This is a genomic window from Micromonospora nigra, assembly GCF_900091585.1.
In the GTDB taxonomy this organism is placed as follows: domain Bacteria; phylum Actinomycetota; class Actinomycetes; order Mycobacteriales; family Micromonosporaceae; genus Micromonospora; species Micromonospora nigra.
Map to the genome: position 1 here is coordinate 2,969,661 of NZ_FMHT01000003.1, position 21,141 is coordinate 2,990,801.

Sequence of the window (21,141 nt, forward strand, 5' to 3'; positions counted from 1 at the left end):
GGGGCTCGGCTTCCCCCCGGAACCGAGCCCCAGCGTCAGGCGGGGGCGGGCTCCACGGTGGAGGCGGTGTCGGGTGCCGGACGGCTACGCCAGCGGTCCACCCACGGGGCGTCGGGGGTGCCGTCGAGGACGCCGCCGTCCGGGTCGTCGGGGTAGTTGCGCCGCACGGCGTCCTGCTCCGGGTGCAGGATCTCGCGGATCACCAGCCAGCACAGCACGACCACGGTGGCCAGGCGCAGCGTCGCGGCGAGCACGAACACGCCCTCGGGGAAGACCGGCCGCCCGGTCGCAGCCCCGAGCAGTTGCCCGTAGAAGGCGGCGAAGTAGCAGACCTCCGCGACCTGCCAGGCCAGGAACGCCCCCCACTTGGGGCGGGCGAGCACGACCAGCGGCAACAGCCAGAGCACGAACTGCTGGGACCACACCTTGCTGAAGATCAGGAAAGCGGCGACCACCAGAAAGGCGAGCTGGGCGAGCCGGGGCCGACGCGGGGCCCGCAGCGCCAGCACGGCCACGCCGAGGCAGGCCAGCCCGAAGAGGGCGTACGACAGGTTGTTGAGCGTGGGGATGTTGCCGTCGAGCCATTGGAAGGGCCCCTGGTCGCCGGGGTCGCCGACTCTGCCGTCGAGGTAGCGCCCGATGTACCAGAGCGTCCCCCAGTCGATGGGCCGTTCCGTGTTCAGTTCGAAGAACCGGTCCCAGTTCTCCCGGTAGGGGATGGCCGCCGGCAGGTTGACCGCCACCAGCGTGACCGCCGCGGTGCCGATGGCGGCCAGCGCGGCCCGCAGCCGCCCGGCCCGGAGCGCCAGGACGAGTATCGGGCCGAGGATGAACAGGGGGAACATCTTCGCCGCTCCGGCGAGGCCGATCAGGACGCCGGCCAGCACCGGCCGGCGTCGGGCCCAGGCCAGCAGACCGAGCGCGGCCAGACCGATGGCGAGGAAGTCCCAGTTGACGGTGGCGGTCAGGAACAGCGCCGGGGCGAGCGCGAAGAGGGCGGCGTCCCACGGCCGGCGGCGGCGCAGGGCGAGCAGGCAGGCCACGGTGACCACCGCCAGCGCGCCGAGCACCACGGCGTTCAGGTTGTAGAACCACTGGCCCTGGTTGATCCCCGGGTCACCCGCGCCGACAGCGTGCACCGGCAGGCCGAGCGCACCCATGAAGTACCCGGTCAGCACCGGGTACTCGACGGGGTGGTCCGCGTAGGGGACGGCCCCCTCGTGGAGGCGTTCGGCGTAGTAGAGCGCGAGCACGTCGGTGTAACAGAACCTGGTGTACTGCTCGTTGTCCTGCCACGCGCCGTCCTGACAGGGTGACTTCTGCACCCAGTGCAGGGCCAGGGTCAGGCAGGTCAGGGCCAGGACGATCCGTACCGCCGTCCAGAACCGCCGCTCCGAGCCGGCGGGCCGGTCGAGGGCGGTCGCGTGGTCGCCGAGAGGGCCGCCGATGAGGCCGGAGACCCCTCGGACGAAGCCGTCGGAGCGGGACGGGTGGTCGGGGGCACCGGGTTCGTCGATGCCTGGCGTCGACTGCGTGCTCATGAACGAGCATCCTGCCGTACATCGACCGTCCGCGTCCCGTGCCGCGACGTGTCCGTGCCGAAAACGCCGCCGGCGGCCGGACGGTGGTCCGGCCGCCGGCGGCGGTGGGGTCAGTTCCTCGATCTGGATGGCGGTGGCGGCAGGATCCCGCCACCGTCCCCGCCGGGCCGTGGGTCCGGTAGCTCGATCGGGTCGGTGGGGCGGTCGTTGCCCCCGCCGTTGTTGCCGCCCCCGTTGTTCCCGCCGTTGTTGCCCCCGCCGTTGTTGCCGCCGGTGAGCTGGCAGAGCAGGTCCTGCGGCGCGCACCCGTTCTGCGGCGGCTCCGGCGCCGGCTCCTCGCCGTTGCCCGCGTCCTGGTCGCCGATGCCGGTGACGTCGGGCAGGTTGTGGGCGTCCTTGCCCTTCAGCGCGTCGTCCATGTAGCGCTTCCACAGCCGGGCCGGGTAGTTGCCACCGCCGATGTCGTTGCCGTTCTTGTCGACGATGGTCGGCTTCTTCGGGTCGCGGCTGCCAACCCACACGGCGGTGGCCACGTTGGGGTCGTAGCCGACCATCCAGGCGTGCGCGTTGCGCGGGGTGCCGTTGTATTCCCAGGTGCCCGTCTTGCCGGCCGCCTGCCGACCGTCGAGGTTGGCGCCGTTGGCACCGGGGATCTCCTTGAGCACGGCGGTCACCTCCTTGGCGACCTCCGGCCGGATGACCTGGGCGGGGCGGAGCTTCTCACCGGTGTTGGGGACCTTGTCCCACTTGCCGGTCGCCTTGTTCTGCTTCTCGACCGTCAGCACGAAGTGGGCCTTGTTGTAGCGGCCGTCGTTGGCGAGGGTGGCCAGGCCGTTGGCGTGGTCGAGCACGGTGATCGGGTACTGGCCGTAGCCGACCACCCGGTCGAAGTACTTCGGCGCCAGCTTGTCCGGCTTCTCCTCGGTCAGGTCGTACGGCTTGGGCGGGTCGACCGTCCACATGGTGCTGACGCCGGCCCGGCGGGCCATGTCGATCACCTTGTCGGGGCCGATCTGCTCGGTCAGGTGGAAGAACGGCACGTTGTACGACTTGACCGTCGACTCCTGGAGCGTGCACCACTTGGCGCAGGCGGCGTTACGCCCCGCGTTCTGCACCTTGTCCTTGAAGCCTTCCGGCTTGAAGGGGGTGGAGTCCCAGTGCGACTTGACCGAGATGTTCGCGTTGATGGCCGCGGCGAGGGTGTAGACCTTGAACGACGAGCCCGGCGGATGGCCGCCGACGATGTCGCCGTTGGCGTTGGTGTTCTTGCCGGCGTAGTCGAAGTCGGCGCCGCTGTCACCGCCGTAGTAGGCGAGCACCCGGCCGGTCTTCGGCTCGACCGACACCGCGGCGGCCATCAGGTTCTTCGGCTGCCCGTGGAGCACGGAGCCCTTGCGGCCGGGCTGGGCCGACTCGATCAGGGCCCTCTGCATCTTCGGGTCGATGGTGGTCTTGATCCGGTAGCCGCCCTCGCGCAGCTCGTCGACGCAGGTCGGCTTGTCGGCAGCGCCGGAGTCGGAGCAGATGCCCCACTGCTCCATCTCCTGACGGACGTAGTTGACCACGTTGCCCGACGGCGACTTCACGCCGAAGCCGTTGCCGTCCTTCTTGACCGGCTCCACCTTCGGATACTCGGTCGGCCGTTCGGCGGCGCTGAGCCACCCCTCCGCGACCATGCCGTCGAGCACGTAGTTCCACCGGCCCTGGGCGTCGGCGAGGTTGACCGCCGGGTCGTAACCCTTGTGGGTGTTGCTGGCCACCGGCTGCTTGATCACGGCGGCGAGCACCGCCCCCTGGGCCGGGTTCAGCTTGCTGGCGCTGCGCTTGAAGTAGGTCTGCGCCGCCGCCTCGATGCCGTACGCCCCCCGGCCGAAGTAGATGACGTTGAGGTAGTTCTCCATGATCTGGTCTTTGGTGAACTGGTCGTTCAGCTTGGAGGCGAGGATGGCCTCCTTGACCTTCCGGGCGTAGCTGTCGTCCTTCAGGTTCTCGTAGGCGTTGCGGGCGTACTGCTGGGTGATCGTCGAGGCGCCCTGCTTGTCGCCGCCGGAGAGGTTGTTCCACGCGGCCCGGGCGATGCCCTTGTAGTCGACGCCGGAGTGCCGGTAGAAGTTGCGGTCCTCGGCTGCGGCCACCGCGTGGCGCACGTGCTCCGGGATGTCGTTGATGGTGACGAAGGTGCGGTTCTCGTTGCCGAGCCTGGCCACCGGGGTCTTGCCGTCCTTCATGTAGACGGTGGTGGACAGCGGCAGCGGGATCTCCTTGGGCAACACCACGTTGGTGGAGTAGTAGGTGAACCCGACCACGCCGATGCCGGCCAGCATGATGAACACCGCGAACGAGGCGATCAGCAGGTTCATCCGCTTGCGCTTCTTCGCCCGCGCCGTCGCGCCGGGGTCGCCCGCCCCCCGGCCCGCGCGGCCGGGACCGGTCGGGCCGCCCGGCCCGCCGGGGCCGCCCGCAGCCGGGGAGACACTGGCCCGGCCGCCGACGGCGGCGCGCCCGCCCCCGGCGGCCCGGCCGCCGACCGGGGCGGCGCCGACGCTGGCCCGCCCGGCGCTGACCGACGCGGAGCCGACCGAGGCGGCACCGACGACGGCCCGCCCGGCGGGCGCGGGGCTGACCGGCACGGAGGCGCGACCCGGTGCGGGGGAGACGGGGACGGAGGCCCGGCCGCCGGGAGCCGGGGACACCGGCACGGAGGCGCGGCCCGCGCCGGCCCGGCCGACCGGGGCGGAGCCGGCGGCGGCCGAGCCGCCACGCGGGGGTACGGCGGCTCCCTGCGGGGGTACGGCCGCCGAGCCACCGACCGACGCCCGCCCGCCGGCAGCGCGGGGCGTCACCTGGGCACGCCCCGGGGTCGCTCCCTCGGGTGTCGCTGACCAGGTGCTCCCCCGCGCGTCACCACCCTGCCGGTGGTACGCGTCGCCGCCCTGGCCCGGGTCGCCGTTCTGGCCCGGGATCTGGGCCCGCCCGTGTGGGGAGCTGGGATCGCCGTACGAGTTCATTCCTCACACCCTGCCGTCGCGGTGGTACGCGGTCGCGTCGCCACCGGTTTGCCGTGAGTTGGGACACCAGTCGAGCCGGGCACGCGGGTGCCCGGCGCCAGATGCCAGATCGCAATCAGTCGGACTAATCCGACTTGAGAGCCCTCGGTCGCCCCGGCCGTGCACATTCCGGCCGGGGCCGGCCGATCGAGCTGGGATCACCGTTGCGCCTCTCGCCTCCGCCGGTCGACCGGGGCAGCGGCCATGGCGGTCGCACCCACCGCGCCCTGCTCCGATTCGTTCTCCCCGGTCAACCCGTCCCGCCCGAGCAGGTACTGCTCCACGAGATGGTTCCAGTCACAGCCGGGACACACCTCCACCACGAAGACCTGGAACTCACGCAGCGTCATCGCCAGCTCGGGCAACTCGGCGAGGGTCCGCGCCTGGCCGGCGGACTGCCTGAGTTCGTCCCCGTAAATGTAGTGGACGCGGGTCAGGTTCTCGCTCCGGCAGATCGGGCACCGGTCCTCGGTCGGTTCCCCGTGGAACCGCGCCGCGTTCTTCAGGTAGGGCGACGCGTCGCACACGTCGTACGTGCCGATCCGGCCGGCGAGGAGCTCACGCAGCACCGCTCGCTTCTGAAGCGAGTAGTCGACGACCTGGCGCTGCGTACGCATGCGGCAAAGGGTACGCGGTCTCGTCTGACGAGGCGACCACCGTCACCATCCGTGACAGCGGAACCTCGGAGCGGGGGTTTGCCCTGATCACGATGAGCCGCTACGGTGCGATGTATCGGTCCGATACATCGCCGCGGTTAGCGCTCCGCGCACAGGGTAAAGGAAGGATGGCCGTGCTGGAACTCGCCATCCTCGGCCTGTTGCAGGAAGCCCCGATGCACGGCTACGAGCTCCGCAAGGAGCTGACCGCCAAGCTCGGGGCGATCAGGGCAGCCATCAGCTACGGCTCGCTCTACCCGACCCTGCGCCGACTCCAGGCGGCGGGGTGGATCGCCGAGGCCGCCGAGACACCCGCCACCGCCGAGGAGGTTCCCGCGCTGACCAGCCGACGAGGTCGGGTGGTCTACAAGATCACCGCGGAGGGCAAGGAACGCTTCGCCCAGCTCATCGCGCAGGCCGGCCCCGAGACGTACGGCGACACGGGTTTCGGCGTGCACTTCGCGTTCTTCGCACGGACCGACCAGGCGACCCGACTGCGCATCCTGGAGGGTCGCCGCCGCACGATCGAGGAACGTCGCGAAGGGCTTCGCGACATGCTGGGCCGGGCGGCCGAGCGCCTCGACGCGTACACCCTGGAACTGCAACGCCACGGCCTGGACGCCTGTGAGCGTGAGGTCCGCTGGCTGGAGGAGCTCATCGCCAACGAGCGCTCCGGCCGAGCCCCGACGGTCCCGGACACCGGGACGGCCGGCGGCCGACGAGAAGACAACAGCCCGCCTCCGCCTGGAGAGTCCAGGAAAGAGCGGCCGTGACAGAGAAGAAGGAGGCAAACGCGATGGGCTCCGTCCGCGTCGCCATCGTCGGTGTGGGGAACTGCGCCTCGTCCCTGGTACAGGGCGTCGAGTACTACCGGAACGCCGACCCGAACGACCGCGTCCCGGGTCTCATGCACGTCACCTTCGGCGACTACCACGTCTCCGACGTGCAGTTCGTCGCGGCGTTCGATGTCGACGCCAAGAAGGTGGGCATGGACCTCGCGGAGGCGATCGTCGCCAGCGAGAACAACACCATCAAGCTCTGCGACGTGCCGCCGACCGGCGTCAGCGTGCAGCGCGGCCCGACCTTCGACGGTCTGGGACAGTACTACCGCGAGATCGTCGAGGAGTCCGACGCCACGCCGGTCGACGTGGCGCAGGCGCTGCGCGACGCGCAGGTCGACGTCGTCGTCTCCTACCTGCCGGTCGGCTCCGAGCAGGCCGACAAGTTCTACGCCCAGGCCGCGATCGACGCCGGCTGCGCGTTCGTCAACGCCCTGCCGGTCTTCATCGCCTCCGACCCCGAGTGGGCGCAGAAGTTCACCGACGCGGGCCTGCCCATCGTCGGCGACGACATCAAGAGCCAGGTCGGTGCCACCATCGTGCACCGCGCCCTGGCGAAGCTGTTCGAGGACCGGGGCGTGGAGCTGCTGCGCACGTACCAGCTCAACTTCGGCGGCAACATGGACTTCATGAACATGCTGGAGCGCAACCGCCTGGTCTCGAAGAAGATCTCGAAGACCCAGTCGGTGACGTCCCAGGTGCCGCACGAGATGGCCAAGAGCGACGTGCACATCGGCCCGTCGGACCACGTGCCGTGGCTCGACGACCGCAAGTGGGCCTACATCCGCCTGGAGGGCCGCTCCTTCGGCGACACCCCGCTCAACGCCGAGCTCAAGCTCGAGGTGTGGGACTCGCCGAACTCGGCCGGTGTCATCATCGACGCCGTCCGGGCTGCGAAGATCGCCCTGGACCGGAAGATCGGCGGCCCGATCCTGTCGGCCTCGTCGTACTTCATGAAGTCCCCGCCCGTGCAGTACGCCGACCACGACGCGCACGCCGCCGTGGAGGCGTTCATCGCCGGCGAGGTCGAGCGCTGACGCGCCACCCCCGCAGCATCGGCGAGGGCCGGGTCCGACCGTGGATCCGGCCCTCGCCGTCGGCAGCTCAGCCCGACGGTGACCAGGCGTGTCGCAGGGCGACTCCCGCCTCCAACTCCAGCAGCTTCACCTTGCGGTCCAACCCGCCGCCGAAGCCGACCAGCTTCCCGCCCGCGCCGACGATCCGGTGGCAGGGCACGACCACCGGCACCGGATTGCGGTTGCAAGCCACCCCGACCGCCCGCGCCGCCGAGGCGTCACCGAGCCGCCGCGCCACGTCGCCGTAGGTGAGCGTCTCCCCGTACGGGATGGTGGTCATCTCCCGCCACACCGCCCGCTCGAACTCCGAGCCGCGCGGCACCGACACCGGCACGGTGAAGGCGGTCAGGTCACCTGCGAAGTACGCCCGCAACTCCTCGATTACCTGTGCCGCGAGGTCGTCGGCCGGCTCGTCGACGGCGTCGGCGACCCTCGTGAAGTGCGTCCCGCAGATGGCCCTCCCGTCGGTGGCCACGGAGAACTCGCCGATCGGCGAGTCGAGCACGGTCCAACGCACCCGACCATCCTCCCCCACCGACTCAGCTGACGATGCCCTCGGCGCGGGCCCAGCGCAGCAGCTCGGCCTCGGCCTCGTCGCGGTCGAGCGGGCCGCGCTCCAGACGCAGCTCCTTGAGGTGCTTCCAGGCCCGTCCGACGACCGGCCCCGGCGGTACCCCGAGCAGCTCCATGATCGCGTTACCGTCCAGGTCGGGGCGTACCCGGGCCAGGTCCTCCTCGGCGGCGATCCGGGCGATCCGCTCCTCCAGCGCGTCGTAGTCGGCGGCGAGCTGCGCCGCCTTGCGCCGGTTGCGGGTGGTGCAGTCCGACCGGGTGAGCTTGTGCAGCCGGGGCAGCAGGTCGTCGGCGTCGGTGACGTAGCGGCGCACGGCCGAGTCGGTCCACTCACCCCGGCCGTACCCGTAGAAGCGCAGGTGCAGGCCGACCAGCCGGGTCACCTGCGAGGTGACGTCCTTGGGGTAACGCATGGCCTTCATCCGGGCCTTGGTGAGCCGGGCACCGACCACCTCGTGGTGGTGGAAGCTGACCCGGCCGTCCGACCCCACGGCCTTCGTCGCCGGCTTGCCGACGTCGTGCATCAGCGCCGCCATCCGCAGGACGAAGTCCGGCCCGTCGGTCTCGTACCCCATCGCGTTGCGCACCACGGTCAGGGTGTGCTCGTAGACGTCCTTGTGCTGGGCGTGCTCGTCGATCTCCAGCTTGAGCCCGGTCAGCTCGGGCAGGAACCGTTCGGCCAGGCCGGTGTCGACCAGCAGCCGCACTCCGGTGACCGGGTCCGCACCGCAGAGCAGCTTGGTGAACTCGTCGCGGATCCGCTCGGCGGTGATGCGGTCCAGGTCGGCGGCCATCCGGGTCATCGCGGCCCGCACGTCGGGGTGGACGTCGAAGCGCAGCTGGGCGGCGAACCGGGCGGCCCGCAGCATCCGCAGCGGATCGTCGCCGAACGACTCCCGGGGCGTGCCCGGGGTGCGGATGACCGTGGCCGCGAGGTCGGCGAGTCCGCCGTGCGGGTCGGTGAAGACGTGGTCGGGCAGGCTGACCGCCATCGCGTTGATCGTGAAGTCCCGCCGTCGCAGATCCTCGGCCAGGTCGGTGCCGTACTCGACGATCGGGTTGCGGCTCACCTGGTCGTACGCCTCGGCCCGGAAGGTGGTGATCTCCAGCCGGAGGCCGTCGCGCTGCACGCCGATGGTGCCGAACTCGCGGCCGGTCTCCCAGATCGACTCGGCCCAGCCGCGCACGATCCGCAGCGTCTGGTCGGGGTGGGCGTCGGTGCAGAAGTCGAGGTCGTCGCCGAGGCGCCCGAGCAGGGCGTCGCGCACCGAACCGCCCACCAGGTGCAGCTCGTGGCCGGCCCGCGCGAACCGGCGGCCCAACTCGTCGGCGACCGGGGAGACGCGGAGCAGTTCGGCGACGGCGTTGCGCTGCGCGGCGGTCAGGTCACGCCGGTCGGCGGCGTCGAGATCGCGGCGGTCGACGGTGGGATCGCGGCGGTCGGCGGTGGGGGATGCGGCGGCTTCGGACATGGGATCGCCAGCCTATCGGTCCAGTTCGGCATCTCCTCCGCCGGGCGCGGGTAACACCGGCCCGTTGACTAAGGTCTGTGGCGTGCGGGCCGGGTGTCCGCTCCGGCGTACCCCATGGAGGCACAGATGAGCGGCGGTCTCTACCGCAGCGCGAACGCCGCGCAGGGCGGCGGGCCGCCTGACGGGTACCGGCCGGACGACGGCGCGACCTTCATCTCCGCCGAGCCGCTGAACCAGCCCGCGGTGGAGGCCGCCCTGCCGCCGCAGGAGCAGGTCGCGGAGGGCAGCGCCGCCGCCAACAGCGCGGTCATGGCGCTCGGCAGCCTGGTCAGCCGGGGTACGGGTTTCCTCCGCGTGCTGGCGATCACCGCGGCGCTCGGCTCGGCGGTCGGTGACGCCTACACGACCGCGCAGATCCTGCCGCAGATGGTCTACGAGTTCCTGCTCGGCGGCATCCTCACCAGCGTGCTGATCCCGGTGCTGGTGCGCCGGCGCAAGTTCGACGCGGACGGTGGTCAGGCGTACACCCAGCGGCTGCTCACCCTGGCCGTGCTCGCCCTCGGCGCGGCGGCGGTGCTCGCGGTCGCCATGGCGCCGGTGCTCACCTGGCTGTACGCCAGCGACCAGTCCAGCGACAACTACCAGAGTCTCGTCACCAGCCTCGCCCGGCTGATGCTGCCGACGATCTTCTTCGCCGGCCTGAGCGCGCTGATCAGCGCGGTGCTCAACACCCGGGGCCACTTCGCCGCCCCCATGTGGGCGCCGATCCTGAACAACATCGTGGTGATCGCCACCGCGGGTCTCTTCATCGCGATCTTCGGGGCGGACCTCCTCGAACCCGGCGAGATGACCACGGGCCAGATCCTGCTGATCGGTGGCGGCACCCTGCTCGGCGTGGCGGTGCAGGCCGTCGGCCTGCTGCCGGCGCTGCGCAAGGTGGGCTTCCGGTGGCGGTTCCGGTTCGACTTCCGCTCCCTCGGGCTCGGCGAGCTGGGCCGGCTCGGCGCGTGGATGTTCTGCTACGTGGCGGTCAGCCAGATCGGCCTGATCGTGGTCTTCAACCTGCTCAGCCGCACCAGCGGGCAGGGCGCCGGCGCGTTGATCTACAACAACGTCTTCCTGTTGCTGATGATGGCCCACGGCATCATCGCGGTGTCGATCATCACGGCCCTGATGCCGCGGATGAGCGCCGCCGCCGCCGACGGCCGGTACGCCGACCTCGCCGCCGACCTGTCCCGGGGCACCCGCACCGTGTCGGCGGTGCTGGCCCCCATCGCGGTCTGCTACGCCGTGCTGGCCACCCCGATCGCCTTCACCCTCTTCCGATGGGGGGCGTTCACCGCCGAGGACGCCCGGGCCACCGCACCGGTGCTGTTCTTCGCCGCCCTCGCCCTGGTGCCGTTCGCGGTGAGCCAGCTTTTCACCTTCGCCTTCTACGCCCTGCCGGACACCCGCACGCCCGCGCTGGTGAACATCCCGGTGGTGGCGCTGCGGGCGCTGGTCCAGATCGCGCTGTTCGCGGTGTTCGCGACGAGTTTCGTCGCGGCCGGGATGATGATCGGCAACGCGGTGTCGTACCTGGCCGCCGCGATCGCCTCGGCCTGGCTGCTGCGGCCCCGGGTGGGCCGGATCGGGCTGGGCGCGATCCTGCGTACGGTCGGCCGGGTCGCGGTGGCGGCCCTCGGCGCCGCCCTGGCCGGCCTGCTGGTGGTGACCCTGCTGCCGGGCGACGACACGCCCACCAGGCTCCAGGCGATCGTGCAGCTGGTCGTGGGCGGCGGGGTGATCGGCGGGGTGTACCTCGGCCTGGCGACCGTGCTGCGGATCAGCGAGATCACCGAGGTGGTCGGCATGGTGCGTCGCCGGCTCGGTCGCTGAGCGCGGTCGACGGCTGCCCGTACGCACCGTGACCGCCGATCACCAGGCTGGGGATGAGCCTGTGGATAACTCCGCGATTCACCGCTCAGCCACCGGTTCGGCCTGTGGACAACCAACCGGACGGCTGAGTATGGGGGGCCGATCGTCGGGAACCCGGACGACGTCGGCGCGGTCGCCACACCAGGCCCGGCCCCTCCGACCACTCCATCCGGTCAACCTCTAGATTGGCTGGTACATCTGCCGGCAACGCGGCCGACATAGGCCGTAACCGGTCAAGCCGGACCACATCCTGTCGCTGCGCCGCGCACGGCGGGAAGATGACATGTCGGGGACATGGTCGACACGGGTAAGGTCGCACTCGACGGGTACGGCAGGTTCGACGCTTCCGCGTCGGCGCCGGTCGGCCGGTTCCATCGACGGCGGAGCGGGAAGTCACATGCCCAGCAGCGCGGGTCCATCGATCGACACGATCACCGAGGGAGGACGGGTGACCCAGGTCGGCGAGGGTCAGGACGCGGACGAGACCACTCCGCCGCTCATGACCTTCGGTGCTCCCACGGCCGGTGAGGTCCTCGCCGAGCGGTACGAGCTGGTCGAGCACATCAACAACGACAGCGCGGGGCGGCTCGTCTGGCGCGGGGTCGACGTCGTGCTGCGCCGTCCCGTCGCGGTCGTGCTGCGCTACCCCGGGGGCGACTCCGCCACCGAGATGCTCCAGGCCGCCGTCGCGGCGAGCCGGGTCATCCATCCCAACCTGGTCGGCGTCTACGACGCCATCGACGAGGCCGATCGCGCCTACGTGGTGCGCGAGTGGGTGGACGGCCAGTCCCTGCGCGAGCTGGTCTCCGACGGTCCACTGGACGCGGCCCGCGCGACCGCGGTCGGCAACGCCGTCGCCAGCGCCCTGGCCGCCGTGCACGCCACCGGCATGGTGCACGGCAACGTCCACCCCGGCACCGTCATGATCAGTGACGACGGGCGGGTCGTGCTCGCCGACGCGCGCACCGACGGCGCGGACAGCCAGGACAGCGACGTCCGGGCGGTCGGCGGCATCCTCTACTTCGGGATGACCGGCTACTGGCCGCACGCCGAGGTGCCGCTGCGCGGTGCCCAGGCGGGGCACGGCCGCGCTGCCATCCCCGACGCCGTCCGCGACGCCGACGGTGGGCTCGCGGCACCCCGGCAGGTCCGGGCGGGCGTGCCGGCGTACCTCGACGACCTGACCATGGATCTGGTCGACGCGACCATCGCGCCGCCGCCGTCCGACGTGCTGGCGGCGGAGCTGGCCCGCCTCGACGTGCCGGCGGAAGACGAGTACCTCGACAGCAGCGGCCCGCTGCGGTTCGCCGCCGAGACCGGCGAGGAACCGTCCCCGCTGGCCGCGGCCGGCGGCCGGAAGGTGGCCCTGGGCGTCGCCGGCCTGCTGGCGGTCGCCCTGGTCGGCCTGCTGGTCGGCATCACCACGCTGGGCGGCGACGATCCGGGCCCGCAGGCCAACCCCGTGGCCGCGCCCAGTTCGGCAGCCCCGGGCGGGGAGGACACTCCGGCCGCCCCCGTCGTGCGCAACCTGAAGATCGCCGACGCCCGGATCATCGATCCGGACAGCCGCGACCGCGCGGAGGTACGGGACGCCGACAAGGTGCACGACGGCGACCAGGACGAGGGCTGGTCGACGCAGACCTACCGGGGGGCCGGCAACTTCGGCAACTACAAGCGGGGCATGGGCGTCTGGATCGACCTGGGCGCCGAGCACACCGTCAAGTCGGTGCAGGTGAACCTGACCGATCGGGGTGCCTCCGCCGAGCTGTTGCACGGCACGATCGACGCTCCCTCCAGCAACGCCGGCGACGACCAGATCCTGACGGCCTATCAGAAGAGCCGGATCGGGCAGCCTTTCGAGGACCACGACGGCACCACGATGACCTTCAACGGTTTCGACGCCGACAAGAAGTACCGCTACCTCCTGTTCTGGCTCACCGAGCTGCCGCCGACCGACGGCGGCTTCAAGATCGGCGTGCAGGAGATCACGGTCCAGGGATCGTGACCGCAGTGACGCACCTCCTCCGCCGGACGCGCTGATGGGCGTACGCGACGAGCAGGCGACCGGTGGGCCGGAGACGGACCGGCCACCGGTCGCGTCGTCCGCGTCCCCGGCAGCCGAGTCGAGCGATCTTGACCTGCTGCACGCCCACGCCACCGGTGACCCCGACGCCTTCGCCGAACTGTTCCGCCGGCACCGGGACCGGCTCTGGGCGGTGGCCCTGCGCACGCTGAGCGACCGCGAGGAGGCCGCCGACGCGTTGCAGGACGCGCTGCTGTCGGCGCACCGGGCGGCGGGCCGCTTCCGCGGTGACTCGGCCGTCACCACCTGGCTGCACCGGATCGTGGTGAACGCCTGCCTGGACCGGATCCGTCGCCGGCAGGCCCGGCCCGAGGTGCCGCTGCCGGACGGGACCCGCGGCCCGGAGGGCGGCCCGGCCACCGGCGGGGTGGAGCCGGCCGCTCCCGTGCAGGACCACGACACCGCGCTGGTGGTCCGGCAGGCCCTCGCCACGCTGCCCACCGAACAGCGGGCCGCGCTGGTGCTGGTGGACGTTCAGGGCTACCCGGTGGCAGAGGTGGCCCGGATCCTGGGGGTCGCCGAGGGCACGGTGAAGAGCCGGTGCGCCCGAGGCCGGGCCAGGCTGGCCGTCCTGCTGGGCCACCTGCGGACCGGCTCCGTGGAGCCGGTGACCACCGAACCGGACGTGCCGAGGGTCACCCGGGGGAACCCACGGCCCACCCAGGGCGTCGGATCCGTGTCGGGGCGGTCCCGGCGCGATGCCCACCAGGAGGACGCGTGAGCGCCAGGAAGGTCGACCACGACCTGCTCGCCGACTACCTCGGCGGCGCGTTGGACGGCACGCCGCAGGAGGCGGTCGTGGCAGAGCTGGTGATCCGCGAACCGGCCTGGGCCGAGGCGTACGCGCTGCTGGCCCCCGCCGTCGCGGGAGTCCGCGCCGACCTTGCCGCCTGGGGCGACGCGGCACCGCAGATGCCCACGGACGTCACGGACCGGATCCTGGCCGCCCTCGCGGATGCGCCCGCCCTCTCCGCCGACGAGCTGTCGCCGGCCGCCGGGCCGGCCGCCACCGAAACCGCGTCGCCGGCCGACGACAGCGCCTCGCCCACCCCCGTCGTCCCCACGCAGCCACTCGGCGGTTCCCGGCGACCCGGCGCGGCGCGGCCGGACACCGAGCGCCACGCCAGCACCGGCCCGGACCGGGGCACCCGACCGGGGCGGGGCCTGCGGCGACGTCGGTGGGCCCGCCTCGCCGGTCCGGTCGCCCTCGGCACCGCCGCCCTGGTCGGATGGGGTGCCTTCCAGCTCGGCGGCGACCGCCATCAGGACGGCGGTGGCGCGACCGACACGGCCGCGAGCAACCCGTCCGCCGGGGCGGTCGAACCGTTCACCTCGCCGGGAACGAACGCCCCGAAATCCCAACCGGATGGCGGCGGGCCGAGGATCGCCGCCGCGCTGCCCTGGCAACTGCTGACCGCACCGCGCAGCAGCGGGGCGGAGTACACCCCGGAGTCGCTCGCGCGCGAAGGGTCGGCAGCGCAGCAGTTCGGCGCTTCGCGGGCACCGCTCCCGACCGCCGACGAGGAACGGCTGGCCCAGTCGGGCGGGCTGGAGCGGCTCGCCGACCAACCCGCGCTGGGGTCCTGCCTGGACGCGATCGCCGCCGAGCACGGCAGCCCGCCGCTAGCGGTCGAGGTCGTCGACTACGCCCGCTTCCAGGGCCGGCCTGCGCTGGTCGTCCGCTTCACCGACGGCACGGGTGCCCGCTGGGCGTGGGTCAACGGGCCCGAGTGCGGCGTCCCCGGGTCCGGCTCCGACCCCCGCTACCGTGCGCGGGTAGGGTGAATTCGCGGTCACCGGCCGTTTGGGCGTCCACGTGACGTCACCCACCGGATGCCCGGCTCGGGAATCTCCGCTCCGTACGATGACGTTCTGCAGGACAGCCGCCGACACGACGGCACTCGGATCGCCACCGGTGAGCGCGCCGACGGCGACACTCAACACGATTGGGAGACGGCAGTGGACGAGGTCCGCAACCTGATCATCATCGGCTCCGGGCCGGCCGGCTACACGGCGGCGGTCTACGCCGCACGCGCCAACCTGAAGCCGCTGGTGATCGAGGGTGTGCAGTCCGGCGGCGCGCTGATGACCACCACCGAGGTGGAGAACTTCCCCGGCTTCGCCGACGGCATCCTCGGCCCCGAGCTGATGGACAACATGCGCAAGCAGGCCGAGCGGTTCGGCGCCGAGTTCCTCACCGACGACGTCACCCGGGTCGAGCTGGTCGACACCGGCGTCCCCGGCACCGCGAGCACGGTGTGGGTGGGGCAGTCGGCCTACCGGGCGAGGGCCGTCATCCTCGCCACCGGCTCCGCGTGGCGCCCACTGGGCGTGCCGGGCGAACAGGAGTACCTGGGGCACGGCGTCTCGTCCTGCGCCACCTGTGACGGCTTCTTCTTCCGTAACCAGCACATCGTGGTGGTCGGTGGCGGCGACTCGGCGATGGAGGAGGCCAGCTTCCTCACCCGGTTCGCCGAGTCGGTGACCATCATCCACCGTCGGGACTCGTTCCGGGCCAGCAAGATCATGGCCGATCGGGCGCTGAACAACGAGAAGATCAAGGTCGAGTGGAACACCGTGGTCGAGGAGATCCTCGGCGACGACGGCAAGGTCACCGGTGTCCGGGTCCGCAACGTGCACACCGGCGAGAGCAAGGTTCTCGACGTCACCGGCGTCTTCGTGGCCATCGGCCACGACCCGCGCAGTGAACTGTTCCAGGGCCAGGTGGAGCTCGACGACGAAGGCTACGTGAAGGTCGACGCACCCAGCACCCGCACCACCATCCCGGGCGTCTTCGCCGCCGGTGACGTGGTCGACCACACCTACCGGCAGGCCATCACCGCCGCGGGTACGGGATGCGCGGCGGCCCTGGACGCCGAGCGCTTCATCGCCACGGTCGAAGGCTGAACAACCAGTGACAGCAGCATCCCGAAGGAGGAGTCAATAGTGGGAGCAACCAAGGCGGTCACCGACGCGAGCTTCACCGCCGACGTCCTGAAGTCCGACAAGCCGGTCCTGGTCGATTTCTGGGCCGAGTGGTGCGGGCCGTGCCGTAAGGTCTCGCCACTGCTGGAGGAGATCGCCGGCGAGATGGGCGACCAGGTCACCATCGTCAAGCTCAACATCGACGAGAACCCGGAGACCGCCCGCGCCTACCGGGTGATGTCCGTGCCGACCCTCACCATCTTCAAGGGCGGCGAGCCGGTCCAGTCGATCGCCGGCGCCAAGCCCAAGGGTGAGTTGGTCAAGCTCATCGAATCGGCCCTCTGACCTGCACCGACGCTTCCGTCGACCCCGTCCCGATCTGCCGGGCACGGGGTCGACGGCTTTTTCCCGGGTGTCGCCCCGGCGCGTCCCGCAACGCATAACCTCGACCTGGGGCCACCTGGTCCCGTCCGGGTCCCGCCGCGCCAACGGCCGGCCACCGACCGTGCAGAGGGAGCGTGCGTGCGTCCGATCCGACCCGGTGACCGGGGACCCGCGGTGAAGGAGATCCGCACGGTGCTCACCGGCCTCGACCTGCTCTCCGTGGCCACCGGCCCGTACGGCGACGAGTTCGACGCGGTGACGGAACGGGCCGTCCGGGCCTTCCAGCAGTCCCGGGGGCTCAGCGTGGACGGCCGGGTGGGCGCGGAGACCTGGCGGGCCCTGGACGCCGCCCGCTGGCGGCTCGGGGCCCGCACCCTCTACCACGCGGTGCCCGAGCCGCTGACCGGCGAGGACGTCCGGTCGTTGCAGGAGCGCCTGCTGGAGATGGGGTACGACGTGGGGCACGCGGACGCGATCTACGGCTCCCGCACCGCCCGTGCCGTGGCCCAGTTCCAGCGGGAGGTGGGGCTCGTTCCCGACGGCTCCTGCGGGCCGCACACCATGGGCGCGCTGCGTCGGCTCGGCCGCAAGGTCGTCGGCGGGCGGCCCCAGTGGCTGCGCGAGTCCGACGCGATCCGGCAGTCCGGTCCGACGCTGGTGGGGCGGACCGTGGTGGTCGACCCGGGGCACGGCGGCACCGACCCGGGGGTGGTCGTCCCCGACGGGCCGCTGCGCTGGATTGAGGCGGACCTCGTCCACGACCTGGCCAACCGGCTGGAGGGCAGGCTCGCCGCCGCCGGGGTCCGGGTGCAGCTCACCCGGGGGTCCGCCCCGGAGACGTGCCTGCCCGACATCGACCGGGCTCAGCTCGCCAACTCGCTCGGCGCCGACGTGTTCATCTCGCTGCACCTCGACGGGCACGCCAACCCGGCGGCCGAGGGCGTGGCGACCTACCACTACGGCACCGACAACGGCGTGACCTCGACCACCGGCGAACGGCTCGCCGGGCTGGTGCAGCGGGAGATCGTGGCCCGCACCGGCCTGCGCGACTGCCGTACCCACGCCAAGGCGTGGGATCTGCTCCGGCTCACCCGGATGCCCGCGGTACGGGTCGAGGTGGGATACCTGACCTCGGCTGCCGACCGGGGCCGGCTGGTGGACCCGCGGTTCCGGGACCGGGTGGTGGACGCGATCGTGGCCGCCGTGCAGCGGATGTACCTGCCCGTCGAGCGGGACGTGCCGACCGGCTCGATCGACGTCAGCGAACTGCGTGCGGCGGTGGCCGCCGGCACCGTGGTCGACTGAGCGGAGCCGTCAGTCGTCAGCCGCCGGTGGAGCGGGTGGCAGGGGCCGGGCGTACCGGCCGCAGCAGCGTCTCCGGGCTCATCGAGCCGAGCAGTTTCTCCAGCGCGTACTCGACGTCGGACTTCCAGCTCAGCGCCGTCCTGAGCTCGAGGCGCAGGCGGGGGTAGCGCGGGTGCGGCCGGACGGTCTTGAAGCCGACGGAGAGGAAGAAGTCGGCGGGGGCGACGCAGGCCCCGGCCGGGTCGGCGGCGTCGTCGAACGTGGCGTCCCCGAACGCCTCGATCGCCTTGATGCCACGCTTGGTGAGGTCCCGGGCCACCCCCTGGACCAGCATCCGGCCCAGCCCGCCCCCGGCGAACGCGGGCACCACGCTGGCGGTCATCAGCAGCGCCGCGTCGGCGGAGACCGGAGACGTGGGGAAGGCCATGGACCGGGGCACGTAGGCCGGCGGGGCGTACAGGACGAAGCCGGCCGGCATCCCGTCGACGTAGACGAGCTTGCCGCACGACCCCCACTCCAGCAGGGTCTGCGAGACCCACGCCTCCTTCTCCAGCCCGGGATCGCCGGCGGCGCAGGCCCGGTCGGCGGAAACCGGATCAAGCTCCCAGTAGACGCACTGCCGGCACGGACGGGGCAGATCCTCAAGGGTGTCCAGGGTCAGGCTGACCAGGCGTCGCGACATTGGCGCATCCCCCACGTAGGCTCGGGGTGGGATCCGGCACGGCCGGTCCGGGCGGCGTGCTCGCCGCCTTCCTGCCCCCGACGAGCGATCGTACGCCGCCGGCCGCCGGTACGGGAGAGGACGCGCGAATGCCCACCTCAGGTGCCCTGTCCGAGGGTCCGCGATGTGGACAGCACCGCTTCGCGCGCGACACGCCCGGGTTTCGGCGACTACCATCGACACCCGGCGCGCCGTGCCGCCATGGTCGCCGGTGTCCCGGGTATCCCGGGGCGGGAGCCGCCCGCGCAGCCATCGAGGTGATGTCATGACCGGCACGACGCTCGACGACTACACCGACCGCTACGCCCGTCGGGTCCGGGGCATGACCGCCTCGGAGATCCGCGCGCTGTTCGCGGTGGCCAGCCGTCCCGAGGTGGTCTCCCTCGCCGGCGGTGCTCCCTACATCGCGGCGCTGCCCCTGGACGCGGTCGGCGAGATGCTCGGTCGGCTGGGCGCCGAACACGGCACCACCTCCCTCCAGTACGGCATCGGCCAGGGCACCCTCGAGCTGCGCGAACGGATCTGCGAGGTGATGTCGCTCTCCGGCATCGACGCGGCCTGCGGAGCCTCACCGGAGGACGTGGTGGTCACCGTCGGGGGTCAGCAGGCCCTCGACCTGGTGGCCCGCCTGTTCCTCGACCCGGGGGACGTGGTGCTCGCCGAGGGGCCGACCTACGTCGGCGCGCTCGGGGTCTTCCAGGCCGCCCAGGCGCAGGTCGTGCATGTGCCGATGGACGACGACGGGCTGGTTCCGGAGGCGCTGGAGGCAGCCATCGCCGAGCAGGCACGGGCCGGTCGACGGGTCAAGTTCCTCTACACCATCCCCACCTACCAGAACCCGACCGGCGTGACGCTGACCGAGCAGCGGCGGGAACGGGTGCTCGACATCTGCGAGCGCGCCGGTCTGCTCGTGGTCGAGGACGACCCGTACGGCCAGCTCGGTTTCGAGGCGGAGGCGCCGGCACCGTTGCGGGCCCGCCGCCGTGACGGGGTGTTCTACCTGAGCACCTTCTCCAAGACCTTCGCCCCCGGGCTGCGGGTCGGTTGGATCCTCGCCCCGCACGCCGTCCGCGACAAACTGGTGATCGCCAGCGAGGCGCAGATCCTCTGCCCCAGCGCGTACGCGCAGGCCGCCGTCGCCACCTACCTGAGCACCATGCCGTGGCGCGAGCAGCTGAAGGTCTACCGGGAGGTCTACCGGGAGCGACGCGACGCGATGCTCTCCTCGCTGACGGACCTGATGCCGGCCGGCACCAGCTGGACCACCCCGGGTGGCGGACTCTTCGTCTGGGCGACCCTGCCCGACGGGCTGGACTCGAAGGCGATGATGCCGCGCGCCATCGCCGCGCGGGTCGCCTACGTGCCGGGAACCGGCTTCTACGCCGACGGCACCGGCACCGGCAACATGCGCCTGAACTTCTCCTTCCCGTCGCCGGAGCGCATCCGTGAGGGCGTGCGCCGGCTCGCTGGCGTCATGGAACAGGACATCGCGATGCGGCGGGTGTTCGGTGCGGTGAGCCGGACGGGAGGCCGGCGGGGGCAGGCCGGTTCGGACGCCCCGGGTCCCGACTTGGCATGATTCCGGCATGGGTGCCACCTCTGCCGAGAACTCCGTCGTGACCGCAACCACCTCCGACCTGCATGTGCTGGTGCTGGCCGGCGGGCTCTCCTACGAACGGGACGTCTCCCTGCGGTCCGGTCGCCGGGTGCTCGACGCGCTGCGCGCCGTGGGGGTGGAGGCCGAACTGCGGGACGCCGACGTCGCCCTGCTGCCCGCTCTGACCGCCGATCCGCCGGACGCGGTGGTGATCGCCCTGCACGGGGCCACCGGCGAGGACGGTTCGCTGCGTGGCGTCCTCGACCTGTGCGGCGTGCCGTACGTGGGCTGCGACGCCCGCGCCTCCCGCCTGGCCTGGGACAAGCCCTCGGCCAAGGCGGTGCTCCGGGAGGCCGGCATTCCCACCCCCGACTGGGTGGCCCTGCCGCACGACCGGTTCAGCGAACTGGGGGCGGTCGCCGTGCTGGACCGTATCGCCGACCGGCTTGGCCTGCCGCTGATGGTGAAGCCCGCCCAGGGCGGTTCGGGGCTGGGCGCCGCAGTGGTACGGGACGCGGCGTCCCTGCCCGCCGCGATGGTCGGCTGCTTCGCGTACGACCCGACGGCGCTGGTGGAACGGTACGTCCCGGGGATGGACGTGGCCGTATCCGTGATCGACCTCGGTGACGGGCCGCAGGCGCTGCCGCCCGTGGAGATCGTGCCCCGCAACGGCGTGTACGACTACGCGGCCCGCTACACCGCCGGCCGCACCACCTGGCACACCCCCGCCCGGCTGGACGCCAGGGCGACCGAGTCGGTGGCGGAGGTGGCTCTGGCCGCGCACAACGCTCTGGGGCTGCGCGACCTCAGCCGCGTCGACCTGATCGTCGACGCGGCCGGGCAGCCGCACGTGCTGGAGGTCAACGTCTCGCCCGGCATGACCGAGACCTCACTGCTCCCGCTGGCGGTCCAGGCGGCTGGGCTGGACTTCGGCGAGGTGCTCGGCACCCTGGTCGCCCGCGCCGCGACCCGCTGATCCGGCACCCGCGGGCAGGGGAACGGGTC

17 protein-coding genes are annotated in these 21,141 nt (G+C 72.1%); 11 read left to right on the forward strand and 6 right to left on the reverse strand.

The window, feature by feature from the left end:
- Positions 1–35: 35 nt before the first annotated feature.
- From GA0070616_RS12555 to GA0070616_RS12565, 3 genes are all read right to left on the reverse strand, one after another.
- A complete protein-coding gene (locus tag GA0070616_RS12555; protein ID WP_091081284.1) occupies positions 36–1,541 on the reverse strand; it encodes a glycosyltransferase family 87 protein in 1,506 nt (501 codons plus the stop codon).
- A gap of 110 nt (positions 1,542–1,651) precedes the next feature.
- Positions 1,652–4,549: a transglycosylase domain-containing protein gene (locus tag GA0070616_RS12560; protein ID WP_091081287.1), complete on the reverse strand. Its 2,898-nt coding sequence runs from the start codon at positions 4,547–4,549 to the stop codon at positions 1,652–1,654.
- A gap of 197 nt (positions 4,550–4,746) precedes the next feature.
- On the reverse strand, positions 4,747–5,205 hold the full coding sequence (locus GA0070616_RS12565) for a DUF5318 domain-containing protein (RefSeq protein ID WP_091081290.1): 459 nt from the start codon (positions 5,203–5,205) through the stop codon (positions 4,747–4,749).
- Between the two features lie 173 nt (positions 5,206–5,378).
- On the opposite strand from GA0070616_RS12565, the gene GA0070616_RS12570 reads away from it, so the two are divergent.
- Together GA0070616_RS12570 and GA0070616_RS12575 are read left to right on the forward strand one after the other, a co-directional pair.
- Positions 5,379–6,017: a PadR family transcriptional regulator gene (locus GA0070616_RS12570; protein WP_091090611.1), complete on the forward strand. Its 639-nt coding sequence runs from the start codon at positions 5,379–5,381 to the stop codon at positions 6,015–6,017.
- Positions 6,018–6,040: 23 nt separating this feature from the next.
- Positions 6,041–7,120 carry an inositol-3-phosphate synthase gene (locus tag GA0070616_RS12575; protein WP_091081292.1) on the forward strand — a complete coding sequence of 360 codons (1,080 nt, stop codon included), beginning with the start codon at positions 6,041–6,043 and terminating at the stop codon, positions 7,118–7,120.
- A gap of 67 nt (positions 7,121–7,187) precedes the next feature.
- Here GA0070616_RS12575 and GA0070616_RS12580 read toward each other — a convergent pair whose 3' ends face one another.
- A complete protein-coding gene (locus tag GA0070616_RS12580) occupies positions 7,188–7,676 on the reverse strand; it encodes a methylated-DNA--[protein]-cysteine S-methyltransferase (protein ID WP_091081295.1) in 489 nt (162 codons plus the stop codon).
- Positions 7,677–7,698: 22 nt separating this feature from the next.
- Entirely contained in the window at positions 7,699–9,204 is a 1,506-nt protein-coding gene (locus GA0070616_RS12585) for a CCA tRNA nucleotidyltransferase (RefSeq protein WP_245712750.1), read from the reverse strand.
- 126 nt (positions 9,205–9,330) lie between these two features.
- On the opposite strand from GA0070616_RS12585, the gene murJ reads away from it, so the two are divergent.
- From murJ to GA0070616_RS12620, 7 genes are all read left to right on the forward strand, one after another.
- Complete coding sequence (gene murJ, locus GA0070616_RS12590) at positions 9,331–11,082, forward strand: murein biosynthesis integral membrane protein MurJ (RefSeq protein WP_091081298.1); 1,752 nt, start codon at positions 9,331–9,333, stop codon at positions 11,080–11,082.
- A 436-nt stretch (positions 11,083–11,518) separates the two neighbouring features.
- Entirely contained in the window at positions 11,519–13,126 is a 1,608-nt protein-coding gene (locus GA0070616_RS12595; RefSeq protein WP_091081301.1) for a protein kinase family protein, read from the forward strand.
- 34 nt (positions 13,127–13,160) lie between these two features.
- Positions 13,161–13,925 carry an RNA polymerase sigma factor SigM gene (sigM, locus tag GA0070616_RS12600; RefSeq protein WP_091081303.1) on the forward strand — a complete coding sequence of 255 codons (765 nt, stop codon included), beginning with the start codon at positions 13,161–13,163 and terminating at the stop codon, positions 13,923–13,925.
- Positions 13,922–14,989, forward strand: a complete 1,068-nt coding sequence (locus GA0070616_RS12605; RefSeq protein ID WP_091081306.1) for a hypothetical protein — start codon at positions 13,922–13,924, stop codon at positions 14,987–14,989. The genes sigM and GA0070616_RS12605 overlap by 4 nt, the downstream gene beginning before the upstream one ends.
- 174 nt (positions 14,990–15,163) lie before the next feature.
- Positions 15,164–16,111 carry a thioredoxin-disulfide reductase gene (trxB, locus tag GA0070616_RS12610; protein WP_091090617.1) on the forward strand — a complete coding sequence of 316 codons (948 nt, stop codon included), beginning with the start codon at positions 15,164–15,166 and terminating at the stop codon, positions 16,109–16,111.
- A gap of 39 nt (positions 16,112–16,150) precedes the next feature.
- Positions 16,151–16,474 (forward strand): thioredoxin, encoded by a 324-nt coding sequence (trxA, locus tag GA0070616_RS12615; protein ID WP_091081309.1) that lies wholly within the window; start codon positions 16,151–16,153, stop codon positions 16,472–16,474.
- Between the two features lie 177 nt (positions 16,475–16,651).
- Positions 16,652–17,818, forward strand: coding sequence for an N-acetylmuramoyl-L-alanine amidase (locus tag GA0070616_RS12620; RefSeq protein WP_091081311.1), 1,167 nt, complete (start codon positions 16,652–16,654; stop codon positions 17,816–17,818).
- Positions 17,819–17,834: 16 nt separating this feature from the next.
- Here GA0070616_RS12620 and GA0070616_RS12625 read toward each other — a convergent pair whose 3' ends face one another.
- Positions 17,835–18,500: a GNAT family protein gene (locus tag GA0070616_RS12625; RefSeq protein ID WP_091081313.1), complete on the reverse strand. Its 666-nt coding sequence runs from the start codon at positions 18,498–18,500 to the stop codon at positions 17,835–17,837.
- 304 nt (positions 18,501–18,804) lie between these two features.
- On the opposite strand from GA0070616_RS12625, the gene GA0070616_RS12630 reads away from it, so the two are divergent.
- Positions 18,805–20,118: an aminotransferase-like domain-containing protein gene (locus tag GA0070616_RS12630; protein WP_091081316.1), complete on the forward strand. Its 1,314-nt coding sequence runs from the start codon at positions 18,805–18,807 to the stop codon at positions 20,116–20,118.
- Positions 20,119–20,125: 7 nt separating this feature from the next.
- Positions 20,126–21,112, forward strand: a complete 987-nt coding sequence (locus GA0070616_RS12635; protein ID WP_091081319.1) for a D-alanine--D-alanine ligase family protein — start codon at positions 20,126–20,128, stop codon at positions 21,110–21,112.
- Positions 21,113–21,141: the final 29 nt, after the last annotated feature.